The organism is Paenibacillus dokdonensis (assembly GCF_004916975.1).
GTDB classification, from domain to species: Bacteria; Bacillota; Bacilli; order Paenibacillales; family Paenibacillaceae; genus Paenibacillus_AQ; species Paenibacillus_AQ dokdonensis.
In genome coordinates, this window is sequence record NZ_STGQ01000001.1 from 881906 (window position 1) to 899648 (window position 17743).

The window sequence follows — 17743 nt, forward strand, 5'->3', positions numbered from 1 at the left end:
TTACTTTATTGCTGCTGAAGATTGCTGAATCATCGATATCAAATGCTGAGCTGCCGCGGATAAATGGTGGCCTTTGAGCCAGATCAAAGCGGTTGCCGCAGACAGATGCGTGTCCTTTATTTTGTATGCGCTCATGGCATTGTCCGGCATCTGGGCGATGACGGTTTCGGGCACGATGGCACCTCCGAAGCCGGAAGAAACAAGCCGGAGCAGAAGAGGGATGTCCGAGCACTCGGCTACGATATTCGGCTTGATATGCCGGGCAGAGAAAGCCATCAGAATGGTGTAATGCACTCCTAAACCTTCCGTGCTGGGGAGCAAAAGAGGCTGATCCTCTAGATCGGACAAGGTCACCTCGTTACTGGCTGCCGCTAGCGATTTGGAAGTGACGAAATAAAAGGGCTCGGCATGTAAATGAAGGACGGAAAAGTCGTCCAGCTCCAGCGGCAGACGGATGATGGCGAGTTCCAGCACCCGGTTCTTCACAAGTTCGCACAGCCTTGAGGATTCATTTTGCTGGATTTTATAGGTGACATGCGGGTATCTTGCTTTGAACTGGTGCAGAAGTCCCGGCAATTCAACGGAGGAAAGAGTATTGATCCCGATTTTCAAGGTTCCTTTCACGCCATTGCCGACCTCTTTGACTTCCGTTACTGCTTCATCCATCAGCTGCGTCATTTGCAAGGCATACCGGTATAACGATTTGCCGGATTCAGTCACTTCCAGATGCTTACCGCTTCGTTCCACCAGTATCGTTCCAAGCTCGTCCTCCATGGCTTTCAGCTGCTGGCTTAACGGCGGTTGGGACATATGAAGCCTTTGGGCTGCGGCGGAGATCTTCCGTTCCTCGACGATCGCGATAAAATACCGCAGTTGTCTGATATCCATGAATTTATCGCCTCCTTATATATGTAAAACATTAATGAAAGAAATATTATTAATATTTTTCATATAATTACTCCCATGTTAGCATATTTGGTACAGAGTCTTAAAGGCTCAATCACCTTTAGATCCATGATAACGAACGGAGGTACGGAGGATGCAGGATGCGCATTACTGGTTAACTCATGTCCGATTGGAAACAGGCTACCTCCTCAATCAGGGGACAGTAGCGGGAACGCAAACCAGCTTGTTTCACGTCAGAGTGGAAAATGGAAAAATTGCAGAGGTTGTCAGTGTCGACACCGTTCTGGAGGACATGCTCCCCAAACGGGATATGCAAGGTTATCTCATGCTTCCTTCGTTCCGAGACATGCATATCCATCTGGATAAAACCTATTATGGCGGGCCATGGAAGGCTCCGACCATCCCCGCGAATGGCATTTTCACAAGGCTTGAAGAGGAAAGGGAATTGCTGCCAAAGCTGCTTCCCGTGGCGCGGGAGCGTGCAGGCAAGCTGATCGAGCTGCTGAATAGAGCCGGAACGACACGGATTCGCAGCCACTGCAACATTGATCCGGTTATCGGACTACGCAATTTGGAGGCGTTGCTGCTTGCGGCGGAAGATCACCGAGGCAAGGCATCGATTGAAATCGTGGCGTTCCCGCAGCATGGACTTCTGCAGAACGGAGTTGTGCCCATGATGCGGGAAGCTTTGAACAGCGGCGCATCGCTGGTTGGCGGCGTGGATCCGGCGACGGTAGACGGCGACATCGAAAGATCCCTGCACACGATCATGGAGCTGGCAGTAGAGGCGGATGCCCCCATCGATTTGCATTTGCATGACGGCGGTCATTTAGGCATGTTTACATTTAAGCGGCTGGCGGATTTGACGGAAGAAGCCGGTTGGCAGGGAAGAGTGACCTTGAGCCACGCGCTGGCGCTCGCGGATGTGATGCCGGCTGAAGCGGCGCAAATGGCTGACCGGCTGGCGAGTCTTGGCATATCGGTCGCTTCTTCGGTGCCGTTAGGCCGGACGATCCCCATACCGCTGCTGCGTTCCCGGGGTGTGCAGGTATCACTTGGAGATGACAGTATTACGGACCATTGGTCGCCGTTCGGAAAAGGAGACATGCTCGAAAAGGCGGGGACTCTAGCGGAGCGTTTTCATCTCGCGGACGAACGGGCTTTGGGAGAAGCCCTCGGATTTATCACAGGAGGAATTACGCCGCTCGATCCCGATGGGAATCAGGTCTGGCCGCGTCCGGGGGATGAAGCATGCATGGTTATGGTTGAGGCAAGCTGCTCGGCGGAGGCCGTGGCGAGAAGATCGAGACGTAAGGCAGTCATCCACAATGGAAATATCGTTTGGGAAGAATCAAAGATAAATGATGAGTGCGAAAGGATGAAGAAAGATGCATAACGCGTATTGGCTAATCAATGCACGCCTGGAAACAGGTTACGAGCTCAGCGATGATGTAATTATCGGGACACGGACGGAAGTATGTCATGTGCTGATTCAGGACGGCAAATTTGCGAAAATCATTCCGGCCGATCAGTCTATCGAAGATTCACTGCCGCATAAGAATGCGGAATTCCGTCTGGTACTCCCTCCGTTTGTGGAAAAGCACTGCCACTTGGATAAAACACTTCTTGGCAGCAGGTGGAGAGCTGTTACGCCTGTAGATTCCATTTTCGGACGTCTTGATGAGGAAATGAATTTCGATCCGTCCCGTGCCCTTTCCATACGGGATAGTGCTGTGAATTACTTGGAGGCAGCCTTACAATCAGGAGCTACGCATATCCGTACGCATGTGGACATCTTTCCGGAAGTGGGGCTGAAGCATCTGGAAGAGGTACAGGAAGCCCTGCGAATGTATGAGAGCAAGCTGTCCTATGAGATCGTGGCTTTTCCGCAGCAGGGACTGCTGCGCTCCGGATCGGAACAGCTGATAAGAGAGGCAGTACGTCGTGGCGCCTCCATGGTTGGGGGTGTGGATCCGGCTACAGTGGATGGAGATATGGAACAATCCTTGCAGACAATGGTGAGGATCGCCGCCGAGGAAAATGCGGGCATCGATCTGCATCTGCATGATCCGGATCGACTGGGCATCTTCACGATCAAGCGGCTGGCAGAGCTGACCGTCGAAGCAGGGCTGCAGGGCAGGGTGGCTGTCAGCCATGCATTCAGCCTGGGGGATGTCCCTGCGCAGCAGGCGGTGGAAATGGCAGAGCTGCTGGCGGAAGCCGGCATAACGATTATTACGAGCGTTCCGATGGGACGGAAATTTCCGCCCGTACGGCTGCTGCATAACCATGGCGTATCCGTCGCAGTAGGATGCGATAACGTATACGATATCTGGTCTCCGTTTGGCAACGGGGATATTCTGGAGCGTGCGGGTCGCCTTGCCGAAATTTCGCATTGGGTGGATGAGCGCTCCTTGGGCCAGACGCTCGGGTATATTTCTGACGGCCGGACTCCGCTCGATCAAGCCGGCATTCAGGTTTGGCCGAAGGTCGGAGACGCGGCAAGCCTGGTGCTGGTCGAGGCTTCCTGTTCGGCAGAAGCCGTGGCGAGACGAGCGAAAAGAACCGCAACCTTGTATGAGGGGAATGTGGTTGCAGGCTCGTTGACTGACATATCGGCTGAGTAACACATTTTTATCGAAGACGAAGAAAGCCGCAGGACACAAGATGTGTCAGCGGCTTTTTTTATATTCAATCCTCCGACCCGGAGAGACTCATGCCGACTTTATGCAGCAGATTCAGCAATTGTTCTTCTTCTTCTTCGCTTAGATACATCGCGAGTCTCTTATTGGCATCGTCCAGAATGGAGCTCAACACGGGCGCAAATGCCTTGGCTTTGGATGTTGGATACAGCAGGAGGGAGCGTCGGTCCTGCGGATCGGGAATACGCTCGATATAACCCTGCTGCTCCAGCTGCTTGACGGATCTGGCAGTGGTCGCTTTATCGAATTTCAGCTTCTGCGTGAGCTGATCCTGATTGATTCCAGGAGCGAAGAGTACGGTCTTCAAAAAGCTGTGCTGTCCGCCGCTGCCGATCCCGTATGGCGCAAACTCTTTGGCGAGGATTTTTTGATGGGTTCGGTGAATATATGACATTAATTTGCCGATAGGTTCCTTTTTCACGAGGGGCACCTCTTTTGGGTTAAGTAGTCACGGGAACAGGTAATGTAAGGATAGTCCGTGATGATATCGGGTAAAAAACAGATATAAAAATATTTTATCTCAATACTGTTGCGCGTGCAACTAATTTCGGTTACACTGGTTACGATCATTTAGTTGCGCCTGCAACTAATACTACTTCGAAGATCAGGAGGTTGTTATGAGCTCGACTTTTGCATCTTATCAGGAAGACGCGGTCATTCAGAAGAAGCGCTGGCTGATTCTTGTTGTTCTTAATTTATTTACGTTCATGTCCACACTGGATGGCAGTATCGTCAACATCGCGCTGCCGGTGCTGTCCAAGCAGCTCGGGCTGCCGATCGCGCAGATCGAATGGGTTACGACCGGTTATCTGATGGCGATTTGCACGGTCATCCTGTTTTTCGGAAAGCTGGGGGATATGATCGGGAAAATCCGGATTTTCCGATGGGGCACTTATATATTCATCCTTGGTTCGCTGCTGTGCGGATTCAGTAGCTCCCTGCAGTTTCTGATTATCGCCCGGATCATCCAGGCGCTTGGAGCTTCCATGACGATGGCGAACAGCCAGGGCATCATTACGGATATTTTCCCCGCCAAGGAACGCGGTAAGGCACTTGGACTTATCGGTACGTTTGTTTCACTCGGAAGCATTGCCGGACCAAGCGTGGGCGGTATTATCATTTCCTCGCTGGGTTGGGAATATATATTTTGGGTCAACGTGCCGATTGGACTGATTGCCGTCTTCATCGGTTGGAAGGTGCTCCCGGCGGATCTGGTCAAAGTCAAAGCGAAGGTGGATGCGCCCGGCAGCCTGTTGTTCGCCGTATTCATCGTCGCTTTATTCGCGGGTCTGCTGCTGGGACAGCAGGCAGGCTACGGAAATCTCTGGATCATTCTGTCGCTGGTGTTGGCCGCCGCGGCGTTTATCCTGTTCCTCCGCATTGAGTTGAAGCGCGATCAGCCGCTGCTGGAGTTGTCGCTTTTCAAAAATCCGCTGTTCTCGGTGAGCATTTTATGTGGTTTCCTCGTCTTTTCGGCGAACTTTTGCTTTAATATTATCGCGCCGTTCTACGCTCAGAACATGCTGAACCTGTCTCCGTTTTCGGCAGGATTCCTGCTGATGCTGTTTCCGATCTGCATGGTCGTTGTCGCGCCGATCAGTGGCGCCCTTTCCGACAAGTTGGGCTCCGAACCTCTGACCTTTGCCGGGCTTATCGTCATGGTCATCGCGCAGTTCGGCTTAGCCGCGCTTCATGACGGCAGCTCGCTCTGGATCGTGGGGATATGGATCGCTATGCTCGGCATCGGCAGCGGCCTGTTCCAATCCCCGAACAATTCCCTGGTGATGTCGCAGGTTCCGCGCACCCAGCTGGGCTCGGCGGGCAGCGTCAATTCGCTGGTCCGCAACGTGGGAATGGTCGTCGGGATTACGATCGCAACTACGACGCTGTTTCATGTCATGAGCAGCAAAGCCGGACACCGGGTGACCGGGCTTGTGCCGGACCGTCCGGACATTTTTCTGAGCGGCATGCACACCGTATTCACGGTATCCTCCTGCATCTGTCTGGCGGCTGCGCTGCTGACGGGATGGCGGATGTACCATGCCTATTCGGTGCGGCGCAAGCAAGCGCCTTCCAAAGGCTAACCTCCAGAGCGATCCGGTTTGGACAATTCCGACCAAATAGGTATACAATAAAGGAATGAAAGCTGCAGAGGGGAGAGTTTGCCGCATGAATTCCATTCACATGGATCCGTTCATACGATCCGAGCGCGAAGCGGACATCGCCGTCCGTTCCGACCGGCTAGCCATGACGTTCGCGGAGCGTGCCGCCGAGCATGACCGCGACGGATCGTTTCCTTTTGAAAATTTCGACGACCTGCGGGAAGCGGGATATTTGAAGCTGACCGTTCCGGCCGGCTTCGGGGGTGAAGAAGCCTCGCTCTACGAAATGCTGCTTGCGCAGGAGCGGCTTGCCAAGGGAGACGGCTCAACGGCGCTGGCAGTCGGCTGGCATGTGAGTCAGATGCTGCAGCTGCGCATCAAGCAGTCGTGGCCACCCAAGCTGTACGAGGAATTTTGCAGGCGGGCTGTGGACGAAGGGGCGATGATCAACCAGTTCGCAAGCGAGCCTTCGACCGGAAGTCCGAGCCGAGGCGGGCGTCCGCAGACGACCGCGGTCAGAACAGAGGGCGGCTACCTGCTCTCCGGACGTAAAACCTTCAGCTCGCTGCTTCCGGTCCTGGACCAGTTTACCGTTACCGCTTATGTAGAGGACGAGGAGAAGATTGGTACCTTTTACGTGCGCAGGGGACCCGGCATAAGCATGGAAGAGACATGGAACACGATGGGTATGCGGGCGACTGGAAGCCACGACCTGCTGCTTGCGGACGTGTTCGTGCCGGAAGAGGAGCGCCTCGACCAATGGGAAGGGAATGACGGATCCGCTCTCGGAACCAGCAAGTCGGACCATGGCGGCGCACTGCTGCATATTCCGGCCTGCTACCTCGGCATCGCGTGGGCTGCGCGCGACTTCGCGGTGAGGTTCGCCGCGGAGTACCGCCCGAGCAGCCTGCCGGGACCGATTGCCGATCTGCCGCATATCCGGCATAAAATTGGCGAGATGGAATCAGAGAGGATCACGGCGCGTACGCTGCTGTACAGCGTGGCCGACCGCTGGGACCGACTGCCCGATGCGCGCCCGTCGATGAAACCGGAGCTGGGGCTCGCCAAAACGGTGGCGACGAACGCGGCGCTGCGCATCGTCGATCTCGCTATGCGGATCGTGGGCGGATCGAGCCTGTCGCGCACCCTGCCGCTGGAGCGGATGTACCGCGACGTCCGCGCAGGGCTGCATAACCCGCCGATGGAGGACGCGGTCGGCGCGATGCTGGCGCAGCGGGCGATCGGGGAAGCGGCGGACATTTAAGAGCAAATAAAGAGAGAAAACACCGGATGCTTGTTCCGGTGTTTTTTTGTTTAATAGCATCCTCCAAGAATCCATTCACAGAATCCGGCCTTCATGATACGATATACATTCCTCGGCTAAGTCCGAATACGGATGAGTAATATTTGAGATTTTGACGGAAAGGGTAAGGTTTTACGGATATGCTTGCTGCAATCATACATGGAATCCTGCTTGCGCTCGGCCTGATTTTGCCTCTCGGCGCGCAAAATGTGTTTATGTTTAATCAAGGGGCTTCACAGCCCAAATTCAAGGGGGCCATCCCGGCCATTATTACGGCGGCCTGCTGCGATACGCTGTTGATCCTGCTTGCAGTGCTGGGCGTGTCTGTCGTGGTGTTCACGATTCCCGCGCTGCAAACGACGATTTTCATCATCGGTCTGGCCTTTTTACTGTATATGGGCTGGTCTATCCGGAAGAGCAAGCCGGCCAAGCTGGACCGGCGCGAGGCGTCGCTGACCGCGAAGAAGCAAATCCTGTTCGCCATGTCGGTGTCACTTCTGAACCCGCATGCGATTTTGGATACCATCGGCATCATCGGCACGAGCTCGCTCGGCTATGCGGGGATGGACAAGCTGGCATTTACGGTCTCCACGATGGCCGTCTCCTGGATTTGGTTCTTCGCATTGGCCCTTGCCGGCAAAAAAGTCGGAGACGCGGATCGCGGCGGCAAGGTGCTGGGAATGATCAACAAGCTGTCCGCCTTGGTCATTTGGGGTGTGGCCGTCTATATAGCGCTGAAACTGTTTCATTTGGCTTTAAACTAACCGGATGAGGAGGGATCGATCCGATGAGCGATCCGAGAAAACAGCTGCTGCTGAATCTGTTCGTCTGCTCGCCGATCCTTGCCCTGACATGGGCGCTCGCTGCAACGCGGATGGAGAATGATTCCCTCACGGACATGGGGCCTTTCATTCCCGCCGTGCTTGTCTTTCTCGTGTTGTTTCCTTACTATATCTGCTTAAGTCTGCTGCATTACGGATCCGGGCGGTTATTTCGCAGCACCGCCGTTTTTGTGGCGGTCATGAATGCGGCCGGACTCCTGGTGGCGGGGATCGCCGGCATGTTCGTCGAAAACGGATTTTGTCCGCTGTATTCCGGCGTTTTCCTGCTTTCCGCGGTCACGCTGTCCGGTTCCTTGCGCAGGTCCGGCGGATGATCATATTCGATCTATGTTCATATTTTATAAGTTAAACGGTCTGATGATCACATCAGGCCGTTTTTTTGCGTCCGGCTATAACCGTATTTACGCCCGGGGGTTTATTTCAACTTGGTCAACATTACGCCGCCGATGATCACCGCAAGCCCCAGCCATGTTTTCCAGGACGGAATTTCCTTCAGGAACAAGAAGCCCATCGCGACGGAGATGAAGATTTCCAGGCATTTGGCGGCGACCAGTATGAAGCTCAGCTGGCCCGACGCTTTGAAGCCGAAACGGATGCCGTAGCCGATGCATAAGTTTGCGGCCAGCATGAGCGGCAGCATCAGCAGCTGGAACTTGAACGTGGACCACAATTGGGGGTCGATATGCTTGCTTTGGTAGGAGAACACGGTATTGACGATCGACAGGCCGCCGATCAGCAGCGAAACGCAGTATACATAGAACATGGCAGCCTCCCGCAAAAGAATCGGTACGTGCATTAATGTTTCGCAAGGCCAACAATTTTATACCGAGTAAAAATAAGGCAAGCGCTCAGTGTCTGCTCCAGAAAAGGGCTTGGCGAACCGTTTGGCCTGCCGCTTGGGTATTTTTGTATATTCTTTTTTTTACATATGTTTATAGTGACTTAACAGAGCGATAATCTTGTGTTTACAAAAGTTAATATAATTAACAATGTCGGCTGAGTGTGCGTGCGGATTCAGTTGGTACATCGAAGAGGAGCTCAAGAAAGAGGGATGTTTATTGGTGAATCATTAGCGGGAACCCGGTTGTGTCAAGGCGGACATCATTCGTAGGATGCTTTCTGAAGAAAAAACCGGAAATACGACATTATGAATAGGAGCAATGCTCAAATGTTTAAGCGGATGAGTAAGTACAGGAAGTGGGTCAGCGCTGCATTGATCGTGTTGATTATGGCCGCATCGGTCATGCCGGGCAGCCTGGAGGTCAAGGCAGATGGCGGGGCCCCGGAAGTCGTTGCGGGCTGGACATTCTCGGCAGCGAATCTGGACACTGCGAATAGCGGCAATAAAGCGAAGCTGATTCTAAGCGGCGGAAGAACGCCTACCTATTCTTCAACAGGCAACACGATTTATAAAGACAACTGGGCTTCCGGAGAGTATTGGCAGTCACAACTGAGCACGTTAGGATATTACGGATTGACCCTTTCCTTCAAACAATATGGAACGGCAACAGGTCCAAGGGATTTTAAAATCCAGTATAGCCTCAACGGTACTGATTTTACGGATGCTTCCGAAACCTATGCGCTAACCACAACCATCGCGCAAAAGGACTTTTCCTTACCTGCAGTCGTAGACAATCAGGATACCGTATATATTCGATGGTTGAATTCGACGAACGTTTCGATCAATGGGGGAACCACGGCGCCGGCGAATGGTAACAGCCGAATATCGGACGTTGCCGTCAAAGGGTTGTCTCAACCTCCCGGGCCAGTCAGCGTAACGGGCGTATCGCTTGATCCAAGCGTTCTTCCGATCTCCGTCGGCGGAAAAGCAGCATTGACCGCTGCCGTCAAGCCGTCGAACGCGACGGAACGGTCCGTGACCTGGGCGTCGAGCAATGCAGCGGCAGCGACCGTGGATAACGGCGTTGTGACCGGAGTAGGCGCTGGACAAGCGACGATAACTGTAACGACGGTTGATGGGGATTTTCAAGCATCGGCGGAAGTAAATGTTACGGATGGACCGGTTCAGGTCACAGGCGTGACGCTGGATAAAAGCAGCTCAAATTTGACGGTTGGAGGATCCGACCCGTTAACCGCAAAAGTTCAACCGGCGACGGCGGCTAATCAGCAGGTGATTTGGGCTTCAGACAATGAGACGGTTGCGGCCGTGGATGCTCAAGGAAAAGTGACGGCCAAGGGGCCGGGAACTGCAGCGATTACAGTTACCACCGTCGATGGAGGCTTCACGGCGACGGCTTCGGTCAACGTGACACAAGCCAAAACCGCGGATCCGGCTGCTTCCAAAATGACAGCGACCAGCCTGACGAACGTGGTGGGGACCATCGGTGCCGTAGCGGGCAATTCGGCGGTTACATTGTATTTTACGGATAACACCATCGCAGGATCGACAACGGCTGCCGCGGACGGATCGTTTAATCTGACGTTCAGCAATCCATCCTCGCAAGCCTCTTTTTATGTTACCGCCCAAGAGAATGGAAAAATCATCAGCAACAAGATCCCGGTCAGCTTCTCGGCAAGCATGTATAAACCGGGGGACGTCGTTATCAGCCAGATGTACGTCAATGGCGGTAACGGCGGAGCATTCTACAATACCAAGTTTTTTGAATTGTACAATACGACGGATCAGGATATTAACTTCAACAACCAGTGGAGCATCAACTACTCTTCCTCGGCCGCAACCAGTTTTACGGCTGGCACCAAGCTGACGGGAACGATCAAAGCCCATGGATACTATCTGGTTGCAGGCAGTAAAGCTACCACCGGCAAGGATCTTCCGGTTACTGCTGACATGACGACAACGATCAACCCCAGCGCATCGACGGGGGGAATCCTCTGGATTGCGAATTCGGTCTCGGCCTTAAGCGGCCAGGATGATCCAAAGGCAATCGATATCGTGACGTACGGCAACGGAACGAATACCAATTTCACGCTTAAAACCGACCATTGGGGTACGCCGTTCTATCACTCCAGCATTGGAGGCGGAACAATACTTCGCAAAACCGATGCCGGTTCCGATCCTAAAGGTGCATTCGGGTCAGGCAACGGATTCTTTTCCAAAAACCCATCGAATGACTTTGTTTTAAACGCGCCGGGCAGCACCAGCAATCCGGAAGAGGTTTTCGTAAGAAATTCGAAATACATGACCTCACCCGACGCGGCCAAAATCCGCTTTTCGAACACAGGCGGAAATGGAACGTTCACAGGCTCCGCGGGATCCGTGCCGGATTCATCCAAAGTAAGCGCATATGTGCTGAATAGCGGAAAGCTTACGAGTGCAGCTCAGATCGATGCGGGTGCCGACGGATCTTCTTCGCTGAGCTTCGCGAATGCAGGCTTGAATCAGACGGTTTATGTCACGCATCAGGATATAGCTCAACCGGTTCTGAAAGAAAGCGCCTATGCACGCATTGACGCGGCAGGCAACCCGGGAACTGTCGTTCCGATCGGGGATCTTCGCCAGAACGACGACAAAGGCTTCCTGCTGAACGCCGGATATGCCGCGACCCTCGAAGGGATCGTGACATCCGACAACAACGCATTGGGAGCTGAAAAAACGAACTTTTACATCCAGGATACCACGGGTGGCATCCAAGTCATCGGCAGACAAAATCCTTCCTTCCCCGTATCGGTGGGCAGCAAGGTGAAGGTGGCGGGCAAGCTGGTATCTTCAGCGGGTGCCGCGCAGTTCATTGCAGCCGCGATCACGGATGAGGGCATGGATGCAGTGCCAAGCGCCACCGTCCACAAACTTGACGATTTGAGCGCTTATGCCAAGGCGGAGCCGCTGGAAGGGACATTGGTTTCGATCCGAGGCAAAGTGACCAATATCCCGTCGGAAGGTCCCGACTATAACGTTACGGTTACCGACGATAAGGGAAATACCGCTGTCGTTAAAGTACTGAAAACGTCCGGCATCGACATCAACACCGCTCTTGCCCTGGGCGATACGTACAATTTCACAGGCATCGTGAGTCAATCGAAATTGATTTCGCCCTATACCAGCGGGTATTTTATTCTGCCAAGGAATGCTTCCGACATCAAAGGGGATCTGCAGTTTACTCACATTCCTTTGACCAAGGCATATACCGGTCTCGACGTTTCGGTCAAGGCGATGGCCAAATACGCGGACTCGGTAACTCTTTATTATAAAAATGAAGGGGAATCCGCGTTCCAGTCCATCCCGATGGAATCGGCAGACAAAATCAATTACAATGCCCAAATTGCCAAAGACAACGTGAAGGCATCCAAAATTTATTATTACATCGTGGCTCAAAGCGTGGGTCAGACGTCTAAAACCTCTGGAGATGCCGATCATCCGAACGGGGTTGATATCGTCGAGGATAAGGATGGTCCGGCTTATGCCAACGAGCAGCCTGCCCGGATGGACAGCATCGAATCGTACCATCCGGTGGTATCCGTAGATCTGGATGATCCGAACGGAGTCGATGTAGCTTCGCTCAGCATTTCCATCGACGGCAACGACTTCACGGCCAAAGCGGCAAAGTCGGAAACCCAGATCAAGCTTGTGCTGACGAGCGAAGATGATTTGAAGGTCGGCGAGCACGCGGTAACGGTAAACGCTAAAGATAAGCTGGGCAACCCGTCGACCACGTCGTGGACGTTCCAGATTGTTCAGCGTTTCACCGGCGGAAACCATTATCGCGGCACGACGCATAACCATACGCAAATATCCCATGATGCCAAAGGTTCTCCGGAAATGGCATTGCAGGCGGCACAGGCGCATGGATACGACTATTTCGCGTTCTCCGATCATTCGCATGATATCGACTCCAGTCTCGCAGGCTCCGATTCGGTGGACCATAACGGCATGCCGGAGCGCACCGGCGGCGCGGATTGGCAGCTTACGAAAGACTTGGCCAATAAATATACGAAAGATGGGAATTTCGTCGTATTCCCGGCGTTCGAAATGACATCGACGACGTGGGGACATTCCAACGTGTTCGGAACGACCAACTTCATCGACCGGATCCAAAACGGCGGGAAATACCAAAATCTGCAAAACTATTATGCCTGGACGCTGACCTACGACAACATCGTAGCCCAATTCAACCATCCGGCCATGTCCGCGAACGCATTCGACAATTTTATCCCTTACGATAAAAACGTGGACAGGCTGTTTACGATGCTTGAAGTCGGCAACGGCTCCGGCAACTACTCTTACGTCAACGCCGAAAACAAGTTTTTCAGCGCACTGGACTTGGGATGGCATGTGGCTCCGACTTACGGGGAGGACAACCATGACGCCACTTGGGGACAAACGAAAAAACGCACGGTCATCGTCGCGAAGGATCTTTCCCAGGAATCCCTTCTGGACGCGATGCGCAAGATGCACGTTTACTTCAGCGAGGATCCAAACTTTTCGCTGGACGTACTCGCGAACGGATATTACATGGGAGCTACAGTAGACTCCAAAAATCTCCAGTTCGATATTACGGGCAACGATCCGGTATCGGAAAGCTCTTCCGATCCCAAGTACAGCTTCATCAAGACGCCTTCCAACGACAACATCGCGAAGGTAGAACTGGTGACGAACGGAGGACGGGTCATCGATAGCTTTACGCCGACGGATGACTCGACTTCCTTCAGCTGGAAACCGACGGTCAATGTGGTGGGCGGCCAGCAGTGGTTCGTCGTCCGAGTCACTCAAAAGGACGGAGACCGCACCTATTCGTCGCCGATCTGGTCTCCAGCCGATCCACTGTCCGTCAAAGTCAACGATCTTTCGATCACGGAAGGGGCAGCCATTGCAGGCATTCCGGCGACGCTGAAAGCGGGAATCTCCAATTTGGGCACGATCGCGCTGACGAACCTGACCGCTCATTTTTATTACGACAGCATCGACTCGGGTCATTGGATTGGAGATGCGGCCATTCCTTCGCTCACGTCCAACCAAAACGTGAATGCGAGCGTGGTGTGGGCGAATCCGGTGTCAGGCAGCCATAAGCTGATCGTCGTGCTTGCGGCCGGTGACGGCAATGATCTCGGCGATAACCAGTACCAGCAGACGATCGACGTCAAGGCTCCGCTGGGCATTAAAGTGATGATCGATGCCACGCACAACAATGAAAACACGACAAGCGACACGGGCACGTACGCCAACAACTTGACGGATCTCACCTTGAAGCTGAAGCAGCAGGGTTATACCGTGGTGGAAAATAAAACCACGCTGACGGATCAGATCTTGAAAGATACCGGCGTGTTGATGGTGACGCATCCGAGCAGCGCTTACTCGGCAAGCGAAGTTGCCGTTTTGAAAAACTTTGTGAACAGCGGCGGTTCCTTGCTGCTGACGGATAAGAGCAATTTCGGCGGTACGCCGCAAAATTTGAACAGCCTCTTGTCTGGGGTCGGTTCAACGATCCTGATTAATAATGACGGCGTATTTGACGAGACGGCGGCCGGAAACTTCTGGTCGACTCCGCTCAATTCCAATTTCTCGGTAAGGCTTCATTTATCGCCGGTCAGCAACGGATTGACGGATTTCGTATCGCTGCTTGACTATTACAGCGGTCCAAGCCTTGCGGGCAATGACGGTTCAGGCAACAAAGTTCCGCTTGCCAACAGCAGTACGGTGACGATCCTGGCCACCGGGAACGAAACGACGTTCCAGGATTCGCCGCAAGTGAAGGCGGATACGGTAAAATACAACGTTTATACGTCGAACGGCAAAACCGGGCCGGCCCTGACGAATGTAACAGGCGGAACTGCCATTCCACTCGTGGCATCGGAACAAATCGGAAAGGGCCGAATCTTCGTTGCGGGCATGAATATATTCAATGATAAGCAAATGACCCAGAACGACGGGCCAACCAATAATGTTCCGTTCGGATTGAAGATCGTCAATTGGCTTGCGAATCGCGAAACGAAAATCACGCCGATTCAAGATGTTCGCCAGCTTCCAGAAGGTACGGACGTTGTCGTGCAGGGCAAAGTGACGACAACCGCATTCTACGATTCCGCATATATCCAAGACGATACGGGCGGCATGGTAGCCTTTGGCGAGGTTCCGGAAGGACAGCTTCAGCTTGGCGATACAGTACGGGTTTATGGACGTATCGGTTCTTTCGAGAACGACAAGGAACTCATATTCGACAGATTCGACAACAGCATCGTGAAGATTGATTCCGGTCCTCCGGTCGAACCGAAACGGGTCAGCACAGCCGAATCGGTATCGGAGGCCAACCAGGGGCAATTGGTACAGGTAAAAGGGAAAGTAAAAGCGATCCCGGATGAAAGCACCTATATCGTCGATGACGGCTCCGGTGAAGTGACGGTTTTCGTGGATGGATACATCGCCAACAAAACGGGCGCTCAAGCGAACATTAAAGTCGGCGACACGCTGCAGGCAACCGGCCTAAGCGGCAAATATTCCAAGGGCGACCGCATCCGTGTTCGCGACACGAAAGAATTGATCGTGGTTGACGGTACGGAGACGCCGGTAACTGGCGTGACGCTGGACAAACCGGAGCTGAGTCTGAAGGTAGGCGAAAGCAGTCAGCTGACGGCGACAGTTGCCCCGGATACGGCGGCGAATAAAGCCGTAACATGGACGACGAGCGACGGCAATGCAGCTTCGGTGGACGCGGCCGGCAAAGTAACGGCCATCGCCGAAGGAACGTCGACGATCACGGTCACGACGGAGGATGGCGGATTTACCGCGACCAGCACCGTAACCGTGATGAAAGACGATACGAGCGGTGGCGACGATACGGCAGTAACGGGCGTATCGTTGGACAAACCTGCGCTGAGTCTCAAAGTGGGAGATACAAGCCAACTGAAGGCGACGGTTGCTCCGGATACGGCGGCGAATAAAGCCGTAACATGGACGACGAGCGATGGCAATGTAGCTTCGATCGACGCGGCCGGTAACGTAACGGCCATCGCCGAAGGAACGGCGACGATCACGGTCACGACGGAGGATGGCGGATTTACCGCGACCAGCATCGTCACCGTGACGAAAGACGATTCTACCGGTGGCGACGATACGGCAGTAACGGGCGTAACGTTGGACAAACCTGCGCTGAGTCTCAAAGTGGGAGATACAAGCCAATTGACGGCGACGGTTGCTCCGGATACGGCGGCGAATAAAGCCGTAACATGGACGACGAGCGACGGCAATGTAGCTTCGGTGGACGCGGTCGGCAAAGTAACAGCCATTGCCGAAGGAACGGCGACGATCACGGTCACGACGGAGGATGGCGGATTTACCGCGACCAGCACCGTTACCGTGACGAAAGACGATTCCAACGGTGGCGATCATACGCCGGTAACCGGCGTAACGCTGGACAAACCTGCACTGAGCCTCAAAGTGGGAGAAACGGATCAGCTGAAAGCGATCATCACCCCGGATAAGGCATTGTACAAAGCCGTAACATGGGCTTCGAGCGACAGCAACGTCGCTTCGGTCGATGCGGTCGGCAAGGTAACGGCCATTGCCGCAGGAACGGCGACGATTACGGTCACGACTGAGGATGGCGGCTTTCAAGCGACCAGTGTCGTAACAGTCACCAAGCAGAACTCTTCCGGAAACGGCGGCAACAATGACGGAAATAACGGAAATAACGGAAATAACGGAAATAATGGAAATGATGGTGGCGGCAACAACGGAAATAGCGGTAATACAGGAAGCAACGGCAATACAGGTAACGCAGGAAACACCGGAAACACCGGCAGCTCCAGTGTCACCATTCCTTCCGGAAGTCTTTCCGGCGGCTCGAACGGCATCACTGCCGTCGAAGTTCCCGCACATACGTCGGAATTGAACCTTCCAGGAAACACCGCAGATCTGATCAAGCAGAATGCGCTGCAAATCAATTCGGATCTGATTACGTTGACCATACCATCAGAGCTGCTCAGGCAGTTAACCGGCAAGTTGTCGGCAGAGGAACAGCAGGGCAGCAGTATATCGCTCAAGCTTATTCCTCTGAACGATGCCGATGCCAAGAATGTCGTCAACAATAGCAGCCAAGCAGCTCATGCGAACTTGAAGCTGAGCGGTAACATCTATGATTTGACGCTTTCGATCAAGTCGGCTGACGGCCAGTCCATTATTCTGTCCATCTTCGACAAGCCGATCACGATCAAGTTGAAGGTTGATGGGTCCATCAATCCGAAGCATGCGGGCATCTACTATATTGCCGACAACGGAAAGCTTGAATATGTTGGCGGAACGTACGCAGACGGCTATATGACCGCGCAAATCAGCCATTTCAGCAAATATGCCGTGTTTGAAGTGATGAAGGCATTTGCTGACGTTCCGGCCAGCCATTGGGCAGCCGAAGTCATTCAGGAACTGGTGGCCAAGCAGCTGGTGAATGGCACCAGCGACACGACCTTCGAGCCGGACCGAAAAGTTACGCGCGCTGAATTTGCGGCACTTCTCGTCCGGGCGCTGAAGCTTACCGACACAGGACCTGTGGCATTCACGGACGTCAAGGACGGCGATTGGTACGCCGAAGCGGTCTCCATGGCCGTGAAAGCAGGCATCATCCAGGGCAGAACCCCGATGTTCTTCGACGCCAATGCACAAATTACCCGCGAGGAAATGGTCACCATGCTGATGCGGGGATATGAGCACGCCTATGGCAAGCCAGCTTTGAAGGGTCAAGCGGTGTTCTCCGACGAGGCCAAGGTTTCGGCTTGGGCTTTGCCGTTCGTCAAATCGGCGACGGAGCTTAAGCTGGTGCAAGGACGATCGGCGGGCAAATTCGATCCGAAAGGCATCACGACACGGGCCGAATCGGCGCAAGTCATTTACAATGTATTGATTCAAACGACAAGATAGCAGAACATGATGGATTGCAGGATGCCCTTCTACAGAGGAGCGGCATCCTGTTCATTTTAGAG

10 protein-coding genes are annotated in these 17743 nt (G+C 53.6%); 7 read left to right on the plus strand and 3 right to left on the minus strand.

Annotation, left to right across the window (positions count from 1 at the left end):
• Entirely contained in the window at positions 1–888 is an 888-nt protein-coding gene (locus tag E6W40_RS04035; RefSeq protein WP_136604303.1) for a LysR family transcriptional regulator, read from the minus strand.
• Between the two features lie 151 nt (positions 889–1039).
• On the opposite strand from E6W40_RS04035, the gene E6W40_RS04040 reads away from it, so the two are divergent.
• Together E6W40_RS04040 and E6W40_RS04045 are read left to right on the plus strand one after the other, a co-directional pair.
• The gene (locus tag E6W40_RS04040; protein WP_136604304.1) at positions 1040–2302 is read left to right on the plus strand and encodes an amidohydrolase family protein; all 1263 of its coding nucleotides are present in this window, start codon (positions 1040–1042) and stop codon (positions 2300–2302) included.
• Positions 2295–3533, plus strand: a complete 1239-nt coding sequence (locus E6W40_RS04045) for an amidohydrolase (RefSeq protein ID WP_136604305.1) — start codon at positions 2295–2297, stop codon at positions 3531–3533. The genes E6W40_RS04040 and E6W40_RS04045 overlap by 8 nt, the downstream gene beginning before the upstream one ends.
• 64 nt (positions 3534–3597) lie before the next feature.
• Here E6W40_RS04045 and E6W40_RS04050 read toward each other — a convergent pair whose 3' ends face one another.
• On the minus strand, positions 3598–4029 hold the full coding sequence (locus tag E6W40_RS04050) for a MarR family winged helix-turn-helix transcriptional regulator (protein ID WP_136604306.1): 432 nt from the start codon (positions 4027–4029) through the stop codon (positions 3598–3600).
• Positions 4030–4225: 196 nt separating this feature from the next.
• On the opposite strand from E6W40_RS04050, the gene E6W40_RS04055 reads away from it, so the two are divergent.
• The 4 genes from E6W40_RS04055 to E6W40_RS04070 all read left to right on the plus strand — a co-directional run bounded on the left by E6W40_RS04055 (position 4226) and on the right by E6W40_RS04070 (position 8169).
• Complete coding sequence (locus tag E6W40_RS04055; RefSeq protein ID WP_136604307.1) at positions 4226–5692, plus strand: MFS transporter; 1467 nt, start codon at positions 4226–4228, stop codon at positions 5690–5692.
• An 85-nt stretch (positions 5693–5777) separates the two neighbouring features.
• Positions 5778–6974: an acyl-CoA dehydrogenase family protein gene (locus E6W40_RS04060; RefSeq protein ID WP_136604308.1), complete on the plus strand. Its 1197-nt coding sequence runs from the start codon at positions 5778–5780 to the stop codon at positions 6972–6974.
• A 179-nt stretch (positions 6975–7153) separates the two neighbouring features.
• On the plus strand, positions 7154–7777 hold the full coding sequence (locus tag E6W40_RS04065; protein WP_136604309.1) for a LysE/ArgO family amino acid transporter: 624 nt from the start codon (positions 7154–7156) through the stop codon (positions 7775–7777).
• 23 nt (positions 7778–7800) lie between these two features.
• A complete protein-coding gene (locus tag E6W40_RS04070) occupies positions 7801–8169 on the plus strand; it encodes a hypothetical protein (protein ID WP_136604310.1) in 369 nt (122 codons plus the stop codon).
• Positions 8170–8270: 101 nt separating this feature from the next.
• Here the strand turns inward: E6W40_RS04070 and E6W40_RS04075 are convergent, their stop codons facing one another.
• Entirely contained in the window at positions 8271–8618 is a 348-nt protein-coding gene (locus tag E6W40_RS04075; protein WP_136606823.1) for a hypothetical protein, read from the minus strand.
• Positions 8619–9023: 405 nt separating this feature from the next.
• On the opposite strand from E6W40_RS04075, the gene E6W40_RS04080 reads away from it, so the two are divergent.
• Positions 9024–17681 carry an Ig-like domain-containing protein gene (locus E6W40_RS04080; RefSeq protein ID WP_168928822.1) on the plus strand — a complete coding sequence of 2886 codons (8658 nt, stop codon included), beginning with the start codon at positions 9024–9026 and terminating at the stop codon, positions 17679–17681.
• Positions 17682–17743: the final 62 nt, after the last annotated feature.